The sequence below is a fragment of the Streptomyces sp. NPDC057474 genome (genome assembly GCF_042802555.1).
GTDB lineage: Bacteria > Actinomycetota > Actinomycetes > Streptomycetales > Streptomycetaceae > Streptomyces.
Genome location: NZ_JBHVDX010000129.1, coordinates 1 through 16,123, shown reverse-complemented (window position 1 = coordinate 16,123; position 16,123 = coordinate 1). Strand labels below are relative to the sequence as shown.

At 71.7% G+C, this 16,123-nt stretch carries 18 protein-coding genes and 2 pseudogenes; 13 read left to right on the top strand and 7 right to left on the bottom strand.

The genetic code is table 11. The features are described 5' to 3' along the window. Positions 1 to 187 precede the first annotated feature (187 nt). The 4 genes from ACFU53_RS29670 to ACFU53_RS29655 all read left to right on the top strand — a co-directional run bounded on the left by ACFU53_RS29670 (position 188) and on the right by ACFU53_RS29655 (position 4,253). Positions 188 to 2,860 carry a hypothetical protein gene (locus ACFU53_RS29670; protein WP_383998918.1) on the top strand — a complete coding sequence of 891 codons (2,673 nt, stop codon included), beginning with the start codon at positions 188 to 190 and terminating at the stop codon, positions 2,858 to 2,860. Further along, positions 2,857 to 3,285 carry a hypothetical protein gene (locus tag ACFU53_RS29665; RefSeq protein WP_383998916.1) on the top strand — a complete coding sequence of 143 codons (429 nt, stop codon included), beginning with the start codon at positions 2,857 to 2,859 and terminating at the stop codon, positions 3,283 to 3,285. Before ACFU53_RS29670 ends, ACFU53_RS29665 begins: the two co-directional genes overlap by 4 nt. Positions 3,286 to 3,296: 11 nt before the next feature. After that, positions 3,297 to 3,848 (top strand): hypothetical protein, encoded by a 552-nt coding sequence (locus ACFU53_RS29660; protein ID WP_383998913.1) that lies wholly within the window; start codon positions 3,297 to 3,299, stop codon positions 3,846 to 3,848. A 66-nt stretch (positions 3,849 to 3,914) separates the two neighbouring features. Next, on the top strand, positions 3,915 to 4,253 hold the full coding sequence (locus ACFU53_RS29655) for a hypothetical protein (RefSeq protein WP_383998910.1): 339 nt from the start codon (positions 3,915 to 3,917) through the stop codon (positions 4,251 to 4,253). 88 nt (positions 4,254 to 4,341) lie between these two features. Here ACFU53_RS29655 and ACFU53_RS29650 read toward each other — a convergent pair whose 3' ends face one another. Further along, positions 4,342 to 4,515 carry a hypothetical protein gene (locus tag ACFU53_RS29650; protein WP_383998907.1) on the bottom strand — a complete coding sequence of 58 codons (174 nt, stop codon included), beginning with the start codon at positions 4,513 to 4,515 and terminating at the stop codon, positions 4,342 to 4,344. A gap of 152 nt (positions 4,516 to 4,667) precedes the next feature. Here ACFU53_RS29650 and ACFU53_RS29645 point away from each other — a divergent pair, with 152 nt between their 5' ends. Next, positions 4,668 to 4,826 (top strand): hypothetical protein, encoded by a 159-nt coding sequence (locus ACFU53_RS29645; protein WP_383998905.1) that lies wholly within the window; start codon positions 4,668 to 4,670, stop codon positions 4,824 to 4,826. A gap of 27 nt (positions 4,827 to 4,853) precedes the next feature. Here ACFU53_RS29645 and ACFU53_RS29640 read toward each other — a convergent pair whose 3' ends face one another. Beyond that, positions 4,854 to 5,432 carry a TetR/AcrR family transcriptional regulator gene (locus ACFU53_RS29640; RefSeq protein WP_383998903.1) on the bottom strand — a complete coding sequence of 193 codons (579 nt, stop codon included), beginning with the start codon at positions 5,430 to 5,432 and terminating at the stop codon, positions 4,854 to 4,856. Positions 5,433 to 5,623: 191 nt separating this feature from the next. Here ACFU53_RS29640 and ACFU53_RS29635 point away from each other — a divergent pair. The 4 genes and pseudogenes from ACFU53_RS29635 to ACFU53_RS29620 form a co-directional block, all read left to right on the top strand. Beyond that, a pseudogene (locus ACFU53_RS29635) lies at positions 5,624 to 5,683 on the top strand (hypothetical protein); the annotation flags it as partial. Positions 5,684 to 5,739: 56 nt separating this feature from the next. After that, positions 5,740 to 5,922, top strand: a pseudogene (locus tag ACFU53_RS29630) (hypothetical protein); the annotation flags it as partial. 79 nt (positions 5,923 to 6,001) lie between these two features. Beyond that, complete coding sequence (locus ACFU53_RS29625) at positions 6,002 to 7,195, top strand: hypothetical protein (protein ID WP_383998900.1); 1,194 nt, start codon at positions 6,002 to 6,004, stop codon at positions 7,193 to 7,195. Positions 7,196 to 7,200: 5 nt separating this feature from the next. Further along, on the top strand, positions 7,201 to 7,419 hold the full coding sequence (locus tag ACFU53_RS29620) for a hypothetical protein (RefSeq protein WP_383998898.1): 219 nt from the start codon (positions 7,201 to 7,203) through the stop codon (positions 7,417 to 7,419). A gap of 220 nt (positions 7,420 to 7,639) precedes the next feature. On the opposite strand, the gene ACFU53_RS29615 is transcribed toward ACFU53_RS29620, so the two are convergent. Together ACFU53_RS29615 and lnt are read right to left on the bottom strand one after the other, a co-directional pair. Then, positions 7,640 to 8,113 carry an NUDIX domain-containing protein gene (locus ACFU53_RS29615; protein ID WP_383998895.1) on the bottom strand — a complete coding sequence of 158 codons (474 nt, stop codon included), beginning with the start codon at positions 8,111 to 8,113 and terminating at the stop codon, positions 7,640 to 7,642. Between the two features lie 68 nt (positions 8,114 to 8,181). After that, the gene (lnt, locus tag ACFU53_RS29610; protein ID WP_383998892.1) at positions 8,182 to 9,798 is read right to left on the bottom strand and encodes an apolipoprotein N-acyltransferase; all 1,617 of its coding nucleotides are present in this window, start codon (positions 9,796 to 9,798) and stop codon (positions 8,182 to 8,184) included. A 283-nt stretch (positions 9,799 to 10,081) separates the two neighbouring features. Between lnt and ACFU53_RS29605 the strand changes: the two genes are divergently transcribed. Further along, the gene (locus tag ACFU53_RS29605; RefSeq protein ID WP_383998890.1) at positions 10,082 to 11,083 is read left to right on the top strand and encodes an O-antigen ligase family protein; all 1,002 of its coding nucleotides are present in this window, start codon (positions 10,082 to 10,084) and stop codon (positions 11,081 to 11,083) included. Between the two features lie 5 nt (positions 11,084 to 11,088). On the opposite strand, the gene ACFU53_RS29600 is transcribed toward ACFU53_RS29605, so the two are convergent. Together ACFU53_RS29600 and ACFU53_RS29595 are read right to left on the bottom strand one after the other, a co-directional pair. Then, positions 11,089 to 11,646 carry a hypothetical protein gene (locus tag ACFU53_RS29600; RefSeq protein ID WP_383998888.1) on the bottom strand — a complete coding sequence of 186 codons (558 nt, stop codon included), beginning with the start codon at positions 11,644 to 11,646 and terminating at the stop codon, positions 11,089 to 11,091. Between the two features lie 50 nt (positions 11,647 to 11,696). Next, positions 11,697 to 12,503: a glutamate racemase gene (locus ACFU53_RS29595; RefSeq protein ID WP_383998885.1), complete on the bottom strand. Its 807-nt coding sequence runs from the start codon at positions 12,501 to 12,503 to the stop codon at positions 11,697 to 11,699. 57 nt (positions 12,504 to 12,560) lie between these two features. On the opposite strand from ACFU53_RS29595, the gene ACFU53_RS29590 reads away from it, so the two are divergent. Beyond that, complete coding sequence (locus tag ACFU53_RS29590) at positions 12,561 to 13,736, top strand: glycosyltransferase (RefSeq protein WP_383998882.1); 1,176 nt, start codon at positions 12,561 to 12,563, stop codon at positions 13,734 to 13,736. Between the two features lie 44 nt (positions 13,737 to 13,780). Here ACFU53_RS29590 and ACFU53_RS29585 read toward each other — a convergent pair whose 3' ends face one another. Beyond that, a complete protein-coding gene (locus tag ACFU53_RS29585) occupies positions 13,781 to 15,070 on the bottom strand; it encodes a TerD family protein (protein WP_383998879.1) in 1,290 nt (429 codons plus the stop codon). Between the two features lie 317 nt (positions 15,071 to 15,387). Between ACFU53_RS29585 and ACFU53_RS29580 the strand changes: the two genes are divergently transcribed. Together ACFU53_RS29580 and ACFU53_RS29575 are read left to right on the top strand one after the other, a co-directional pair. After that, positions 15,388 to 15,834 (top strand): DUF6643 family protein, encoded by a 447-nt coding sequence (locus tag ACFU53_RS29580; protein WP_383998876.1) that lies wholly within the window; start codon positions 15,388 to 15,390, stop codon positions 15,832 to 15,834. A gap of 54 nt (positions 15,835 to 15,888) precedes the next feature. Next, on the top strand, positions 15,889 to 16,123 hold a 235-nt coding region (locus ACFU53_RS29575), incomplete at its 3' end, for an MOSC N-terminal beta barrel domain-containing protein (RefSeq protein WP_383998873.1).

Sequence of the window (16,123 nt, the reverse complement as noted above, 5' to 3'; positions counted from 1 at the left end):
ATCTGCACCAGGATTCTTTCGAGTCGGGTGCTTACGGGAAACGGCAGTGACAGACCCATCCGTGGCCCCCTCCGGGATCGGTGCGCGCCTGTTTCCGTGAAGGCGCGGACAAACTCCAGCATGCCTGAAAGAATTTGGGGACGAGGTCCCTTTCGGGGGGAGAGACCGACTGCAAGGACGTGGTGGTGTGCCCGATGACGAGCAGCCAGAACCGTTGGTTCCGCATACTGTCTGCTGGTGGCTGCCGGAAACGGAATTCCACCGTGCGCGTCGGCTGTGGCCGGACTTCGACATCGACTGGAAAGGCCGTGATTTCACCGCGTACTGCCTGCAACATGAAGGCTTCTACCGGGAACTGGCGCCGATTGCCGAGCGGTTCCAGATCGCCTGTGTGACCGTAGACGCCTACCTGGAATGGTGCGCCGCGGGGGAATTCGCCCCCTGGGACCGGGACCATCTCACCCGCTATGCCGTCGAGGCCTGCGAAACTCTCGTCGACTGGCCGCCGGAGCCCGGTGACCCGTGCTGGTGCGGTGGCGGCCGCAGTTATGCGCAGTGCTGCGGCATACCGATCCGCGTGACGCCAATGCGGGGGCGGTATCTGGCGGAGCTGCTCAGCGAGCTTACCCAGGAGCCGTCTTGGCTGCGTTCCCGTGAACTCCTCCAGGCGCACCCGGAGTTGCTGCGGAACGAGGTTGACGTGGTGCTCGAACAGATGCGTCAGGCCTACGCCGACGACGAGGGGGCCCAGGCCCTGCTGGAGAAGCTGGGGAAACTCCTGGAGGAATGCCGGGCGGTCGGAATCGAACGGGCCTACGACCAACTTCTCTCATGGAAAGCGGCTGACCCTGACCAGCTTCCCGAGGAACTCGCCGCGGCCGTGCGGGAGGCCGAGGAGACCGACCGGCACGTAGAGGAGACTGCCACCGAGCAGGCGCTGGCGGACCGGACGGCCGCATGGCAGCGCGTCGCCGAGGCCACCGAGCGCCTCAACCGACCACCGGGGGAGCGCAGAGGTGGGTGGCACGCACTCGGCTGGGCACGCCTTCAGAACCACGCACTGACGCACCGCTTCGAAGAACTTGAGGCGGCCGCCGATGTGCTGGCCGGGGCGACCGAGTCGCTTCGCGACGACCCACCGCTGCGCGACCGCGCCCTGCGTGAACACGCCACGCTGTTCCATCTCCTGCGCGCCGCGGCCGACACCGCCGAGTCGCTGGACAAGGTCGTACAGCTCCTGCAGACCGCGGTCGACAACCGCCCGGAGCAGGAGCGCGTACCCTACCTCGACCAGCTCGCAAGAGCCCTGGAGGACCGCTACGCACGCTGGCGGAGCCGCAGCGACCTCGACCGGCGGATCGACGCGTACCGGGAGCTGGTGCGCGCTGAGGAGGCCGATCCCGGCGGGCGCGCCTTCCACCTCGACCGGCTGTCGATGGCACTGCACGAGAGGGCGCTGACCCGGCCGAACCTGCACGACGTGAACGAAGCCGTGCGACTTCTCGAAGAAGCCGTGAACCTGCACCTTCCCGACGCCATTGAGACGCTGGCACTGGTGTCCGACCTCGGCACCTGCCATCGGCTCCGCTACGAGTGGACAGGGCGGACCAGCGACCTGAACAGCGCGATCGCGGCACACGAGCGCGTGTTCGCCGAGGGACCACCGGACGGAGAGGAGCAGGGGTACGCGCTCAACAACCTCGGAGTCGCCTACCTGACGCGCCACCGGCGAACGGGCGACGTGGCGGACATCCGCAAGGCCGTCGACCTGCTCACCCGGTCCGTGGAGCGGACGCCCGCCGGCCACGCGGTACGGGCGGAGCGGCTCCACAACGTCGCCTCCGCCCTGGTCGCCGAGGTCGTGGAGGAGGTGTACGACCCGAGCGAGCCGGAGTCCCGGCAGCTCGCGCAGCTGGCCGCGGCGTTCGACGCCGTGCGGACGTTCGCTGCGGAGGTGTCGGCGACCTCGCCCTTCCGCTACTTCGTCCCGGTGTGGCGGTCCCTGCTGTTGGCCGGGCGCTGCCGAGCCGGAGGGGACCCGGCCGACAACGACGCTGCGATCGCCGCCGGGGAGGAGGCGCTCGGCATGCTCCCTTCCCACTACGGCGAACGCCCCCGCCTGGTCGATACCTTGGCCCACAGCCTGCTCGACCGGTACCGGCGTCTCGGCTCGGCCGACGACCGGGAACGCGCCGCGGAGCTCTTCGAGTTCGCCCTCGCCGTGCCACGTGCGCAGTGGCCCGGCCTCCCCGCTCAACTGAGGGGCCTGGCCCACGTGCTGTGCGAGAGCGGCGAGACAGAACGTGCCACGGAGATCTACCGGCTCGCCGGCGGACACCCCGAGCAGGGCGACCTGCGCTCCCGGTTCGCCGCCGCCTGCGACTGGGCCGTGTGGGCCCACCGCAGGGGCGCCGGCGACGAGGCCGCCGAAGCGCTCGACCAGGCCCGCGCGACGGCCCGGATGGTGGCGCGGATCTGGCTGGTGGGCGGCGAAGAAGCGTCGTACCGGTTCAGCCCGTTGGAGCGCCGCGCGGCCCGGACGCGCGAGGTCCTCGCCGACACGGGGCGCGCCGGCGCTGCTCCGCCGGCCGACGCCGACGCCGTGTGCGACCTGCTGCGCACCGCATCCCGGGGGATGCCCGGCCCGGTCCCCGCCGATCTGGCAGAGCATTATCGGGGCATCGCCGAGCGGCTGCGGCATCTGGAGCGGTCGTCGCTGGACGTCACGGGATCCGGCCGGGGCAAAGGTGCCCTGCGTGCGGCATGGGCCGAACTCGACCGTGTACTGCGGGACTTTCCTGTGACCGGACTGGACCCGGCGCTCGCCTGCGCGGTCACCTCGACGAGGAGCCAAGCGTGAACGACGAGAAGGACACCGAAGACATCTTCATGGTTGCCGAGAGGATCCTCGCCGAACTGCCGGACTGGCCCGAGGTGGAGGCGGCGGCCGCTCTGCTGCGCAGGGCGAACACCGAGACCGACCTCGACGCCAGGAAAGACCTCGAGGATGAGCTGTACTGGCTGCTCGGCAGCCACGAGGCGTCCCGGCGCCGGATGAACGAACTCCTGCCCGACACCGCCGGAGAGCGGGGAACCGGCGGGGAACGAGGGCTGGAGCCGCTGTACTCGTCGGGGGCGCCGGTGCCGAAGGACCGCTACGTCTGTCCCCAGGGGAGCCACTACGTCTACCCAGTGCTCAGCGTGGACGACCCGGAACCCCCACCGGAGCACTGCCCCATCGACGGCCTGGCGCTCGTCTTCCGGGCCGCCGGGACTGCCGACTAGGGGGACCGACCGTGCTTGGCCAATTCTGGAACGGCCTCGGCGGCAAGCTCGCCGAACGCTGGATTTCCCTTCTGCTGTCCCCCGCGCTGCTGTTCTGGGCGACCGGACTGATCGCCTGGCATTGGAAGCGCACGGACCCGTCGCTCAGCCACGACGGGTGGAGGGCGGTCGCCAGGCACCTGGGAGACCAGGTGCGAGGGCTGCCCGTCCTCGTCCAGGGGCTGCTCGTGGTTGTCTCCCTCATCGTGGTCGCACTGTCCGCGCTGGCCGCAGCTCGGCTCACGGTGCCCGTGGTGCGGTTGCTGTCGGGCTACTGGCCGTCGTGGCTCGACTGGCTCCACCGGCCGCTGCTGAACCGCCGCCGCGAGCGGATCCGCGCGGACATGGACACGCTGCGCGCCCTGGCGGGGCCTTCGGAGTCGACGATGGACTGGCGTGAGCGCCGGACATACGCCGAACTCAACCGCCGCTACCTGCTCGCGCCCACAGAAGCGGGCCGACAGCTGCCCACGCGCCTCGGCAACATCCTCGCCGCCTTCGAGGATCGGCCGAGAGTGCGCTAGGGGCTGCACGCCGATGTCTGCTGGCCACGGCTGTGGCTACTCCTGCCGGACGCGGCGAAGACGGAGGTGACCGTCGCTCAACAGCGGCTGGGCGGCGCCGGGCAAGCCTGTCTGTGGGGCCTGCTCGTCCTCCTGTGGACGCCGTGGGCCTGGTGGGCGGCGCCCCTGGGCCTGATCATCGCCTTCACGGCCTACCTCCGGGCGCTCGGCGCCGCTGTGGCCTACGGGGACATCTTCGTGTCCTGCTTCGACGTCCACCGGGAACTGCTCTACCGAGCGCTGCGCTGGCCGCTCCCCGCCTCACCCGCCCAGGAACCGGACCGTGGACTTGCCCTGTCGGCCTACCTCGAAAGGGGCTCGAGTGCCAACGAGCCGCGCTTCGTCACTCCCGAGAGCGAGCCGTAGCCCCGGCAGGCGGGCGGCCGGCGCGGGCACCGAATTCCTGGACGCGTAGCCGCTCGGTCGGCTGGACCGCCCGCGCCGAAGCCAGTCGTTAAGTCGACTGTCCGAATGCGGGTTCCTCGACAGGTGCGTGTCGCTCGGCCTCGAGCAGTCGGCTGTTGTCCACCTTCAAGCGCTGGTTGACGTTGCGGAGGGCCGCCAGGTCGGCCTCTGTACGGCGGCTGGCGGCGAGAGCAGCGTTGCGCTGCTTCCGCAGGTCCTCCATCTCGGCATCCTGCGTGCCGGCAGGGCCCGCGCCTCCTCAAGGTCCCGTCGAAGGGTGTCCTGCCGCTGGAGTTCACCGAGGGTGACCGCGCGTCCTCGTGCACCTTCACCGGCGAGGAGGAGCCGACCTTCGAGGGCTTCGACGACCTGTCGGTGGGCACCAACCCGGTCACTCTGCGCATCACAGGACCCGAGGGCGACCGGAGCGCCGTGGACCTGCGGCTGCGGATCTTCTCCGGGCAGGAACCGTCCTACCTCCGCCACGGCGGCATCCTGCCCTACGTCGTGCACCGCACCCTGACCTGGTCCTGAAGCGGCACGAACGCCCGCCCGGGAGCCTCACTTCCGTCCGGGGGCTCCCGTGCGCAGGCCGCGCATGACGAGGTCGAAGAGGCGGGCGGCGCGAGGCTGCCAGTCGCCCTGGGGGTCGATCTGCCAGATGCCGGCGATGGCGAGGATGAAGTCGTCGGCGGTCACGCCGGGACGGATGGTGCCGGCCTCATGGTTGGCGTTGAGCAGGAGTTCGATCGCGGCGACCAGGAGTGGGTAGCCCGGCTTGGCCGAGACTCCCGCCGCAGCCGTGGCCTGCCGCAGCGCGTCCGCCAGGCCGGCCTTGGCCGTGACGTAGCGGGCTAGGCCGTCCATCCATTCCCGCAGAGCCTGGTCGGGCTCCCGGATTCGCACCAACTCGGCGGCGCTGTCGACGAGTTGGTGCACCTCCTGGCGATGGACCTCCAGGACGAGCGCCTCACGGTTGGGGAAGTTGCGGTAGAACGTGCCCTGTCCGACGCCCGCCTTCTTGGCGATCGCGCTCAACGGGACGTCGACGGAACGTGACAGTTCGGCCAGCGCCACCTCCAGGATGCGCTCACGATTCCGCTGTGCGTCAGACCGCTGGGGCACCTCACTCGTCGACACGACTCGCCTCCGCCCTGACACACACCCGGCCCTAGCGGACAGATGTCCGCTTAGGGTCACCTTACCGCGATTTACGGCCAGCATGAACGCCCGCTCTCGCCACCCCACCGCCGTCAGAACACTCGTCATATAGCGGTGCGCTGTCTCGCTATAACGATCACCATAGGAGGCAGCCGTGACCCGTCATCACTGTGAACACCGCGCAGGGCCGTCTGACCCTCGAACAGCGCCGGGCGCTTGCCGAGACACTGACGGACGCCGTGCTGGTGCCCGAGGTCGGCCGGTTCACCCCGGCCGCACGGGCCGGGTCCCCGACGCCCTCGACCTGGCCCGCTCCGGGAAGGTCGACCCCGCGCGGGTCGTCTCCCACGTCCTCGACTGGGAGCAACTCCCCGACGCACTCCCCGAGAAGCACCTCAAGCCCGTCTTCGTACGCGCCGACGACCCACTTGGCCTGCGAGGGGGCGGGCGAGCCGACGCACCCCTGTGATCCCCGTGTGATCAGTGCGCCGTAGTCTCCCCTCGCCCGCAGAATTCACGGGGTAGGCGGTCAGGACGGGGGACGGCACATGACGTACAGGCGTGCGGCGATACCGGCAGTGGTCGGTGGGCTGCTGCTCACGGCGCTGTTGTGGTGGGCGGGGGCGAGCGAGAGCGCGCTGCGGCTGCAGGGCGCCACCGACGTGTTGGGCGCCCAGGCCGCCGCCGACCTCGAACGCTGGCTCGCCCCGTGGTCGTACGACCCGCCGGCCTCGTCACAGCTCGGCGCGGCTGTCGGCGGGATCGGGGACACGTTCCAGAGCGACAGCTCCCGTTACCTCTCGCTGTACTCGACCGCGCTGCAGATCCGGTTCGCCGCCGTCTTCGTCTTCTTCGTGCCCGGGGCACTGCTCCTGGTCCGCAGGCTGCCGCCGGTGCGCGGCCGGCTGACGGCGGCGCTGCTCGCGGTGTGGGCCTGGGGCCTGGTGGCGGGCACGCTGGCGGTCACCGTCTCCGCGCCGTGGCTGATCGCCTCGCAGGGGCACGGCAGTTACCGCTTCCTGCCCCAACTGGCGGGCGTGATCTCGTCCGGGCGGCAGGTCCTGGTGGCGACGGCGCTGGTCGCCGCTGTGGCGACGGTGCTGGCTGCGCGGGTCACCGCCAAGGGCGCCGGCCCGCTGCCGCAGGAGATCGTCCCGGCACGCGCCGCCCGCCTGGCCGCGACCGCCGGGACCGCGGTGATCGCGCTCTCCCTGGTGGTCCTGTCGTACCAGTCGGTCGCCGCCACCCTCCAGACGGCCTTCTCCGGCGGCGGACTGCTCTCCGAACCGGGCGACCTCCTACGCCAGTGGCTGCTGCTCGGCGCCTGGGCCGGCCCGGCGGGCACACCGCTCGGCGACTGGCTCCTCTACCGCGCCATCGACGTCCTGCTGCTCGCCGTGGTGTGGTGGGCCCTGCGCCTGCTGCCCGGCCTGCTCACCCGGGCCACCGTCCCGGCGCTGGCGGTCGGCGCGGTCTGCGCGACCGTCCTGGGCCTGCTGACGAGTCAGGTCCTGCGGATGCTGGTGGACGGGACACGGCTGCGCTGGGACCTGTACCTGGCCGCCGACTTCGGCGGCGGCGTCCCGGCCGCCCTGACCTGGGGCCTGCTGGCGGGAGCCACGATCGCCGTGACGCTCCGGGTGACCGTGGCCCGCACGGAGACCACGGAGACCACGGAGACCACGGATCCCTCGGACACCACGAAGGGCAGCGAGGCCCCGGCCTCCGGACAGAACACCTAGTCCGGGTGGCACGGCTGCCGCTCGCCGCGCAGTGCACGGTGAGCGGCCCCGGCGCGGGCGGCGGTCGTTCCGCCTTCGGCCTTCTCGCCGCGCTGCGCTTTCCGTCCGTCGGCGACCTCCTCGGGCTGGGCGGCCCGAAGAGCGGGATACCGGCGACGGCCTGTTCCATACGGCCACCCGCGCGGGTCCCCGGAGTGTCGACCCAGCCGGGGGCGCGGGGTTGACGGAGATCCCGTCGGGCCCGAGTTCCTGGGTGAGGGAACGCGCCGGACAGACCACGACCCGAGACCGGCATCGACGTGGCCCGCGACGGCCGGCTGCGGCAGATGACCGACACCGAACGCCTGCTCAAGGCCTACGCGTGCCCTCGGGCGACACCACGCCCTCACTCCAGCCGGTGTGGAGACACGCGCGGAGCGAGGGTCGGCTCCGGTGGGTTCGGCCTCAGACCGTGGAGTCGAACCACGTGACCGTGTCGGACATCGTCTGCTTGATGCGGAACAGCGCGAACTCGCTCAGGATCGGCAGGGCGTCCAGCGAGAACCAGCCGACGTCGAGCGACTCGTCGTCGTTGACGCGTGCCTCGCCGCCGACTGCCCGGCAGTGGAACGTGGTGTCCATGTACTGGCAGACGTCCCCGTTGTCGTACCGCACCGGATCCGACGCCTGGACGAGGACGACCCGTTCGGCCACGCACCGGACCGCCGTCTCCTCGTAGACCTCCCGCACGGCACAGGCCGCCGGCTGCTCCCCCGGGTCCGGGATGCCGCCGATCAGCGACCACTTGCCGTTGTCGGACCGGCGGTTGAGCAGCACTCTGCCCTCGTCGTCGAAGACGAGGGCGGTGACTCCGGGGAGCCAGAGCAACTGGTTGCCGGCGGAGGCACGGAGTGTGCGGATGAAGTCAGGGGTAGCCATGGATCCGACCCTAACGGGACCGGTTCCGTCACCCCCGCCGTTCCAGGACGCGCACGCGAGGCGTACGGCTACACGCCACCGGCGCGCCTCCCGCGCACACCGGCCCCGATCGCCCAGCCGAGCCCGCCCGCCGCGACCAGCACCAGGAGCATCTCGGGCGCGATCCCGAGCTTGGTGGCCGGCGTCTCGGAGGAGCGCAGCGGCACCTTCTGGACGAGCGAGTCCGGGACGAACATGCCCGTCCTCTGCGTGATCTTCCCGTCCGGCATGATGATCGCGCTGACGCCGCTGGTCACCGGCACGGTGACGGTGCGGCTGTGCTCGACGGCGCGGACCCGGGACATGGCGAGTTGCTGGTAGGTCATCTCGCTGCGATCGAAGGTCGCGTTGTTGCTCGGCACCGAGATCAGCTGCGCGCCGTCGGTGACCTCGGAGCGCACGGCCCAGTCGAAGGCCGCTTCGTAACAGGTGACGAGGCCGACCTTGGCGCCGTCCATGGTGAACACACCCGGCTCGGAGCCCCTGCTGAAGTCCTGGCGGACCATGGACGTCCACTCGCTGTTGATGGCGCCGATGAGCGACCGCAGGGGAAGGTACTCGCCGAACGGCTGGATCTGCCGTTTGTCGTACGTGTCGATGGGGCCCTTCTCCGGGTCCCAGAGGATCTGCTCGTTGTAGAGCTTGCCGTCCCGCTCGACGACACCGCCGACGGAGATGGGGGCGCCGATGGCGGCGGCCGCCTTGTCGATCACCGCGCGGGCGTCGGCGTTGGCGAAGGGGTCGATGTCGGAGGAGTTCTCCGGCCAGAGCACGAAGTCGGGCTGTGCGACCTTGCCTGCCTCGACCTCGGCGGCCAGCCGCTCGGTCTCCTTGGCGTGGTAGTCGAGCACAGCCCGCCGCTGGGAGTTGAAGTCGAGCCCCAGGCGCGGGACGTTGCCCTGGATGACCGCCACGGTCGCGGTGCCGTCCTCGGCCTTGTCGCTCACCAGAGCGCGGGACGCGAGGGCGCCCACCAGGGGGACGGCCACGGACAGCGCCGCCACGACCGCGGTGCCCCGGCGTACGGCCGCACCGGTCCGGCGGTTCTCGACGATTAGGCGCACCACCTCGTACAGGCCGAAGCCGCTGAGGACGACCGCGAAGCCGAGCACCGGGGTGCCGCCGAGCGCCGCCAGCGGCAGGAAGACGCCGTCCGCCTGGCCGAAGGCGATCTTCCCCCAGGGGAAGCCGTTGAACGGGGCACGCGCGCGTGCCGCCTCACCGGCGATCCAGATCGCGGCGGCCCACACCGGCCAGCCGGGCAGCTTCGACACGGCGGCGACGCCCGCGCCGACGAGCGCCACGAACACCGCCTCGATCACGACGAGGGCGAGCCACGGGCCGGGGCCGACCTCCACGCCGGTCCACACGAGCAGCGGCAGCAGGAACCCGAGGCCGAAGAGGTAACCGAGACCGAGGCCCGCCTTCCACCCGCGTCCGCGCAGCACCCAGCCGAAGACCGCGAAGGCCGGCAGGGCCAGCCACCACAGGGTCCTGGGCGGGAAGCTGACGTAGAGCAGCACCCCGGAGAGCGCCGCGGCGACGGCCGGAAGGAGCCGGCCGACCCATCGGGACGCCCGGGACACGGGCGCGGCCTGGGGTTCGAGCTGTTCCGGCTCGTCTACGGGAGTGGCGGTGACGGTCACTCGGGGAGTGTACGGCGCGTCACCCCGGCGCCGACAGCGCGGCCCGTGCGTCCCGGGTGAGGCTTCTGTCGCACACCAGCCGCAACGTTCCTGCGCAACTCATCCACAAACCGGCGCATCACCCGTTACGGTGTGCGCGAGCCTCTGACGTGCGGCCGGATGCGGTCCGAGCGGTCGAGGCCCGTCACAGTCGGGGGGCGACGGGTTGGGGTCCACGGGGACGGAGTCCGCGGCCGGAGCGTCGGCCGCGCAGGGAAGACGGAACGTTTCTGATGTCACGGGTGTGCTCCTGCTCGGGGCGTGCGCGGCCTGGTCGTTGATCACGGCGGCGACGCGGGGCGGCCGCCCGGAGGGTGTGCTGCTTGCGGTGCTCGCGGTGGCGGCCGGTTATGCGGCGGGCCGGATCTGCGGGGCCCTGCTGCCGGTGGTGGCGCCGTCCGCCGCAGCGCTGGCCGGTCTCGGTCTGGCGGTCACCGCACCGCACACCATGACGGGCTCACCGCTGATCTCGCCGCTCGGGCACACCGGCGCGACCGCCGCGCTGCTGGCCCTGTCGGCCGGCGCCGCCTGCTGCGCCGCCTGGGCGGCCCGCTCACCCGGACCACGCCTGGCCCTGCGGCTGCTGGCCTGTGGGATCGCGGTGACCGCGGCCGTGCTCGGCTCGACCACCGGCTTCGCCGCGTGCGCCGGGGTGCTGCTGTGTTCGCTCGCGGCGGCCCGGATGCGCCACCGGGGCCTGGGACTCGCGGGGCTCACGCTCGGCACGGCCCTGGTGACGGCGACGGTCTGGGCGATCGCCGAGGACGTACTGCCGGCCGGGCCGGCCGACTCGCTGGAGGGGCAGCTCACCCCGCACCGGATCCTGCTGTGGCACGACGCCCTCGGTCTGGCCCACGACGAACCGCTGCTGGGCGCGGGGCCGGGCCGCTTCGGGGAACTCAGTCCGACGATCGCCCAGACCCTGCCGGCCGACGACAAGCCCCACTCGGCGCCGTTGCAGCTGGCGGCCGAGCAGGGGCTCATCGGTGTCGCCCTGGTCGCCGCGGTGTTCGGCTGGATCCTGTACGTCCTGTGGCGGACCCCTCGCCCCACGCCGGTCGTCCTCACCGCGGGCGCGGCCCTGACCGCGCTGGCCGCGATCGCGGCGGTCGGCAACGCGCTGAGCTTCACGACGGTGACGGCGGGCGCGGGCCTGCTCGCGGGGATGGCGACGGCCCGGCCCCTGACGGACGGGGTGGACGGCCTCGGGATACCGGGCCGCGACGACCAGTGGTCGAGTGGTTGAGGGCGTCAGCGCGTCGCGCCGGACGCCTTCGGGCTGAGCCTGGCGCGGATGACGCTGACGGCCGTCTCCGCGTTGTCCACGGTGATCGTGAACGTGTGGCCGTCCCAGAGGCTCAGCACCACGGCCTCCCCACGTCGTACGACGACGGCGGTGCCCTTCTTGGGCCGCCAGCGGTAGCCCCAGCCGCCCCACTCGTGGGGGGTGACGCACGGGGCGAAGGTCGCGTCGGCGACCTGGGACAGGGGGATGCGGCGGCGCGGTACGCCGATGTGGCCGCAGCGGACTTCGAGGCAGTCCTCGTCGACCTTCACGGAGACGTGCACGAACGCGAGCGTGCCGAAGAGGACGAGCAGCCCGGCCGCGATGCAGCCGACGACCGACATGACGAGCGGGGCGACACCGGACGTCCACGCGGAGTCGACCGCGAGTTCGATGCCCAGTGCCATGCAGGCGGCGCCGCCGAGTGCCAGCAGCCATTGGCCGCGGTTGGTCGCGCGGCCGGTCCAGACCTCGGGGTGCGGGCCTACGGGGGCGCCCGTCTCGCCGTGGGGGTGGTCCCTCATGACTTCGAGACTACTCAGGTTCCGCAGCGCGGGCACCTGGTTGCGGAACGTTACTGCTCCGGGCGGGCGGCCAGCGCCGGGCTGGCTGTCTGCAGCAGACTGCCCTCTTCGTAGGCCAGTGCCGGGGCAGGCAGCGAGCCCTCGCGACCGCTGAGGATGACGGTCAGCGTCGACCCGGTCCAGTCGGCCTCGGGCTTCGGCAGCTCGCCGATGCGGCGCAGCGCCTGGGCGGCCACGGCGCCGGCGGAACCGTGCAGGACGAGGGGCGGGTGGCCGGGCTTCTGGACGGCCGCGCGGATGCGTTCGGCGACCAGTTCGTAATGGGTGCAGCCCAGGACGACGGTCGTTACGTCGCCAGGGGTGAGCGCTGCGGCTGCGGCGATCGCGGCGTCGATCGCGGCGTCGTCGGCGTGCTCCACCGCTTCGGCCAGTCCCCAGCAGGGCACTTCGGTGACGGGCACTCCGTCGGCGAACTCCTCGATGAGGCCGCGTTGGTAGGGGCTGCCGGTGGTGGCGGGCGTCGCCCAGATGGTGAAGGGACCGCCACCGGACGCGGCCGGCTTGATCGCCGGGACCGTGCCGATGACGGGCAGGCCGGGTTCGAGGAGGGCGCGCAGGGCGGGCAGGGCGTGCACGGACGCGGTGTTGCAGCCGACGATCAGGGCGTCGGGCCGGTGCGCTGCCGCCGCCTCGGCGACGGCGAGTGCGCGCTCCGTGAGGTCCTGTGGGGTGCGCGGACCCCAGGGCATACCGTCGGGGTCCGAGGAGATCACGAGGTCCGCGTCGGGCCGCAGCCGCCGTACCGCGGCGGCGGCGGGGAGCAGACCGATACCGGAGTCCATGAGCGCGATCTTCACCCGGCCACGATAGACGATGGCCTCGGTGGGATTGCCTCGGTGGGGCAGACTGCGAGCGTGAGCGCCATCGCGTGGATCGCCGCAGGATCACTCGCCGCCTGGCTGTGGCTACTGCTCGGCCAGGGCTTCTTCTGGCGCACGGATGTGCGTCTGCCGCCCCGCCGGGATCCCGACGACTGGCCGTACGTCTGCGTCGTCGTCCCCGCGCGCGACGAGGCCGCCGTGCTGCCCGAGAGCCTGCCGTCGCTGCTGGCCCAGGACTACCCCGGCCGGGCGGAGATCTTCCTGGTCGACGACGGCAGCTCGGACGGGACCGGTGACCTGGCCCGTGAGCTGGCCCGACGACACGGCGGGCTGCCCCTGACCGTCTCCTCGCCCGGGGAGCCGCCCGTCGGCTGGACGGGCAAGCTCTGGGCCGTACGGCACGGAATGGGGCTGGCACGCGCGCGTGGACCCGAGTTCCTGCTGCTGACGGACGCGGACATCGCGCATCGGCCGGACAGCCTGCGCGCGTTGGTCGCGGCCGCGCGCACCGGCGGCTTCGACCTCGTCTCGCAGATGGCCCGGCTGCGTGCCGAGAGCATGTGGGAGCGGCTCGTCGTGCCCGCCTTCGTGTACTTCTTCGCCCAGCTGTATCCGTTCCGCCGGATCGGCGTACGGGGTTCGCGCACGGCGGCAGCGGCGGGTGGCTGTGTGCTGCTGAGCGCCGAGGCGGCCGAGCGGGCGCGGATCCCGGACGCGATCCGGCAGGCGGTCATCGACGACGTGGCCCTGGCCGGGGCGGTCAAGAGGAGCGGCGGCCACATCTGGCTGGGGCTGGCGGAGCGGGCGGACAGCGTGCGGCCCTACCCCCGGCTGCACGACCTGTGGCGCATGGTCTCCCGCAGCGCCTACGCCCAGCTGTTGCACAACCCGCTGCTGCTCGCCGGCACGGTCCTCGGCCTCGCCCTGGTCTACCTCGTACCGCCCCTCGCGTTCCTGGCGGGTCTGGCCACGGGAGACCGGGCGACGGCACTCCTCGGCGGACTCGCCTGGCTGCTGATGACGGCGACGTACGTACCGATGCTCCGCTACTACGGTCAGCCGCTCCGACTCGCTCCGCTGCTGCCGTTCACCGCGTTCCTGTACCTCCTGATGACGGTCGACTCCGCGGTGCGGCACTACCAGGGACGCGGCGCGGCCTGGAAGGGCCGCACCTACGCACGCCCGGACTCGGTCCCGGACGAGGGCTAGCCCTGGGCCGGCCCCTGACCGGAGTCCCTCTTGTACGAGGGCGGCTATTTCCTGCCCGGGGTCCAGTTCATCCCCCACCCGTAGGCGTAGTCGACCGTACGCTGCGGGCTCACCCCGCGTTCGGGGACGAGGTAGCGGGCCTCGCGCTGGACGATGAGGTCGCCGCCCTGGTCGGTGATGAGGGCGAGGGCGCAGACGGTGGAGGGGACGGTGCACTCGTCGAGGGAGAAGTCGATGGGGGCGCCGTGCTGCGGCTGCAGGGTGACCGTCGCGTGCAGATCGGCGAAGGAGCGAGCGCCCTCGTAGATGGTGACGAAGATGAGGATGCGCCGGAAGTACTGCTTGTGGTCGAGGTTGACGGTGAGGTTCTCACCGCTGCTGACGGCGCCGGTGCGGTCGTCGCCGTCGAGATGGATGAAGGGCGGCTGGCCCAGCGACCCGAAGGCGTTGCCGAGCGCCTGGACGACGCCCTTGCTGCCGTCGGACAGTTCGAACAGGGCGCACAGGTCGAGGTCGAGGTCCCCGTGCATGGCGACGGCCCGGCCCAGCTTGCTGCCCCACCCCTTGAACTGCTTGCGCACCTCCCAGTTGAGGTTCACGCGCAGGGCGCCGGAGGTACCGCCCTGTTTGGACAGGGAGACCGCCGGGGCCTCCTTGGTGAGCGTGACCTTGGAGAGACGGACCGGGGCCGGTGGCGTCACGGGCGGGGCGGGCGGCGGGGGCGGGGCGGGCGTCACCGGCGGCGGCACGGTGACGGGAGGAGCGACGGGCGCGGGCGCGGCCACGGGCGCTGCCGCCGCGGTGAGCTGCGGCTCGTCCACGGTGATGCCGAAGTCGGTGGCGAGGCCCTCGAGGCCGCTGCTGTAGCCCTGGCCGACGGCGCGGAACTTCCAGGCGCCCTGACGGCGGTAGAACTCCCCGAGCACGAAAGCGGTTTCGGCGCCGGCGTCCGCGCTGTCGAAGCGCGCTGCCTCGGTGCCCGTCCGCTCGTCGAGCACGCGGATGTACAGTCCGGGCACCTGCCGGAAGGTGCCCCCGTCCGCCGAGGCGACCACCACCACGGTCTCGATGGCGGGTTCCACGCGCGCGAGGTCGACGAGGAGCGACTCGGTCACCTGACCGCCGGCGTCCCGTTTGCCCTCGTGCCGGACCGCGCCGGAGGAGTGCGCGGGCTGGTTGTAGAAGACGAAGTCGGCGTCCGAGCGCACCTTTCCGCCGACGAGCAACAGCGCCGAGGCGTCCGTGTCGGGCACGCCCGGTCCGGAACGCCACCCCAGTTCCACACGAAGCGCGGTCGTCGGCACCGCGGTGTTCGATCCTTTCGGCATTGACATGTCCGCCCCCATCAGAAGGTCACCCAGAAGGTCGTCGCCAGGCCGCGTCCCACGCGGGCCGTCGGATCCGGCCGGATCCGTTGTCGGCGCCAAACCTATTCCCCCAGGGCCCGGAACCCCCAGAACCCGTACCGAAAGATCCTTGGTCAACCGCCGGTAACCCGCTGGGAACTCGCCCTTTACACGATCAGAACGCGCTTTGCTGCCCTATTTCGACGAGTTCGCTCGCATTGGGGATCCAGCGTCACTGCCGACACGGAAAACAACACTCTTATCGGTCTCCCCAACCAGCACATCGTGGGCTTAACTTATGTGCCATGACCTCCCCCCGCTCCACCTACGGCGGCGGTTACTACTCCGCCTCGTCCTTCGCGGACACCCCGATCTACGACTCTCTCGTCGCCGAGCGGGGAACCCCTCAGATCGCCCCGATCCGGGTACCCGCCCAGTACGACACACCGGGCAGCAACCTGCCCGCGCTCCCGTCGGCGCTCCCCGCGCTGCCGGCAGGTCCCTCCCAGCCCAGCTACGGTTATCCGCAGGCCCAGCAGCCCTCGCCGCTGCAGCAGGCACCCAACGCGTACATCCCGCAGCAGGCCGCGGGTCCGCGGGGCTACCCGGGCGCCCAGCAGCCGCCGCAGCAGCAGCGGCCAACGGCCGGCAACACCGGCTACGAGGCCATGCGCCCGGCGGCTCCCCGCCCGGCCCAGGGGGCCCCGTACCAACAGGACCCGTACAACGGCCAGCAGTATCGCGGGTACTGAGGCACTTGGAATATTTCGTGTGGGGTTGTCACAGCCTGCTGGCAGGATGACCCCATGGGGAATCCGTCACTGCACTCGATCCATGTCCACCCGCTGAAGGCGGCCCGGGGCTTCGCCCCCGACGAGGCCGTCGTGGAGCCCTGGGGGCTGGCGGGCGACCGTCGTTGGGTGCTGGTCGACGACTCGGGCAAGGTCATCACTCAACGTCCGCATCCGCGTATGGCGTTGGCCGCCGCCGGGCTGCTGCCCGGCGGCGGGGTTTTGGTGTACGCGGGCCGCCGTACGCCGC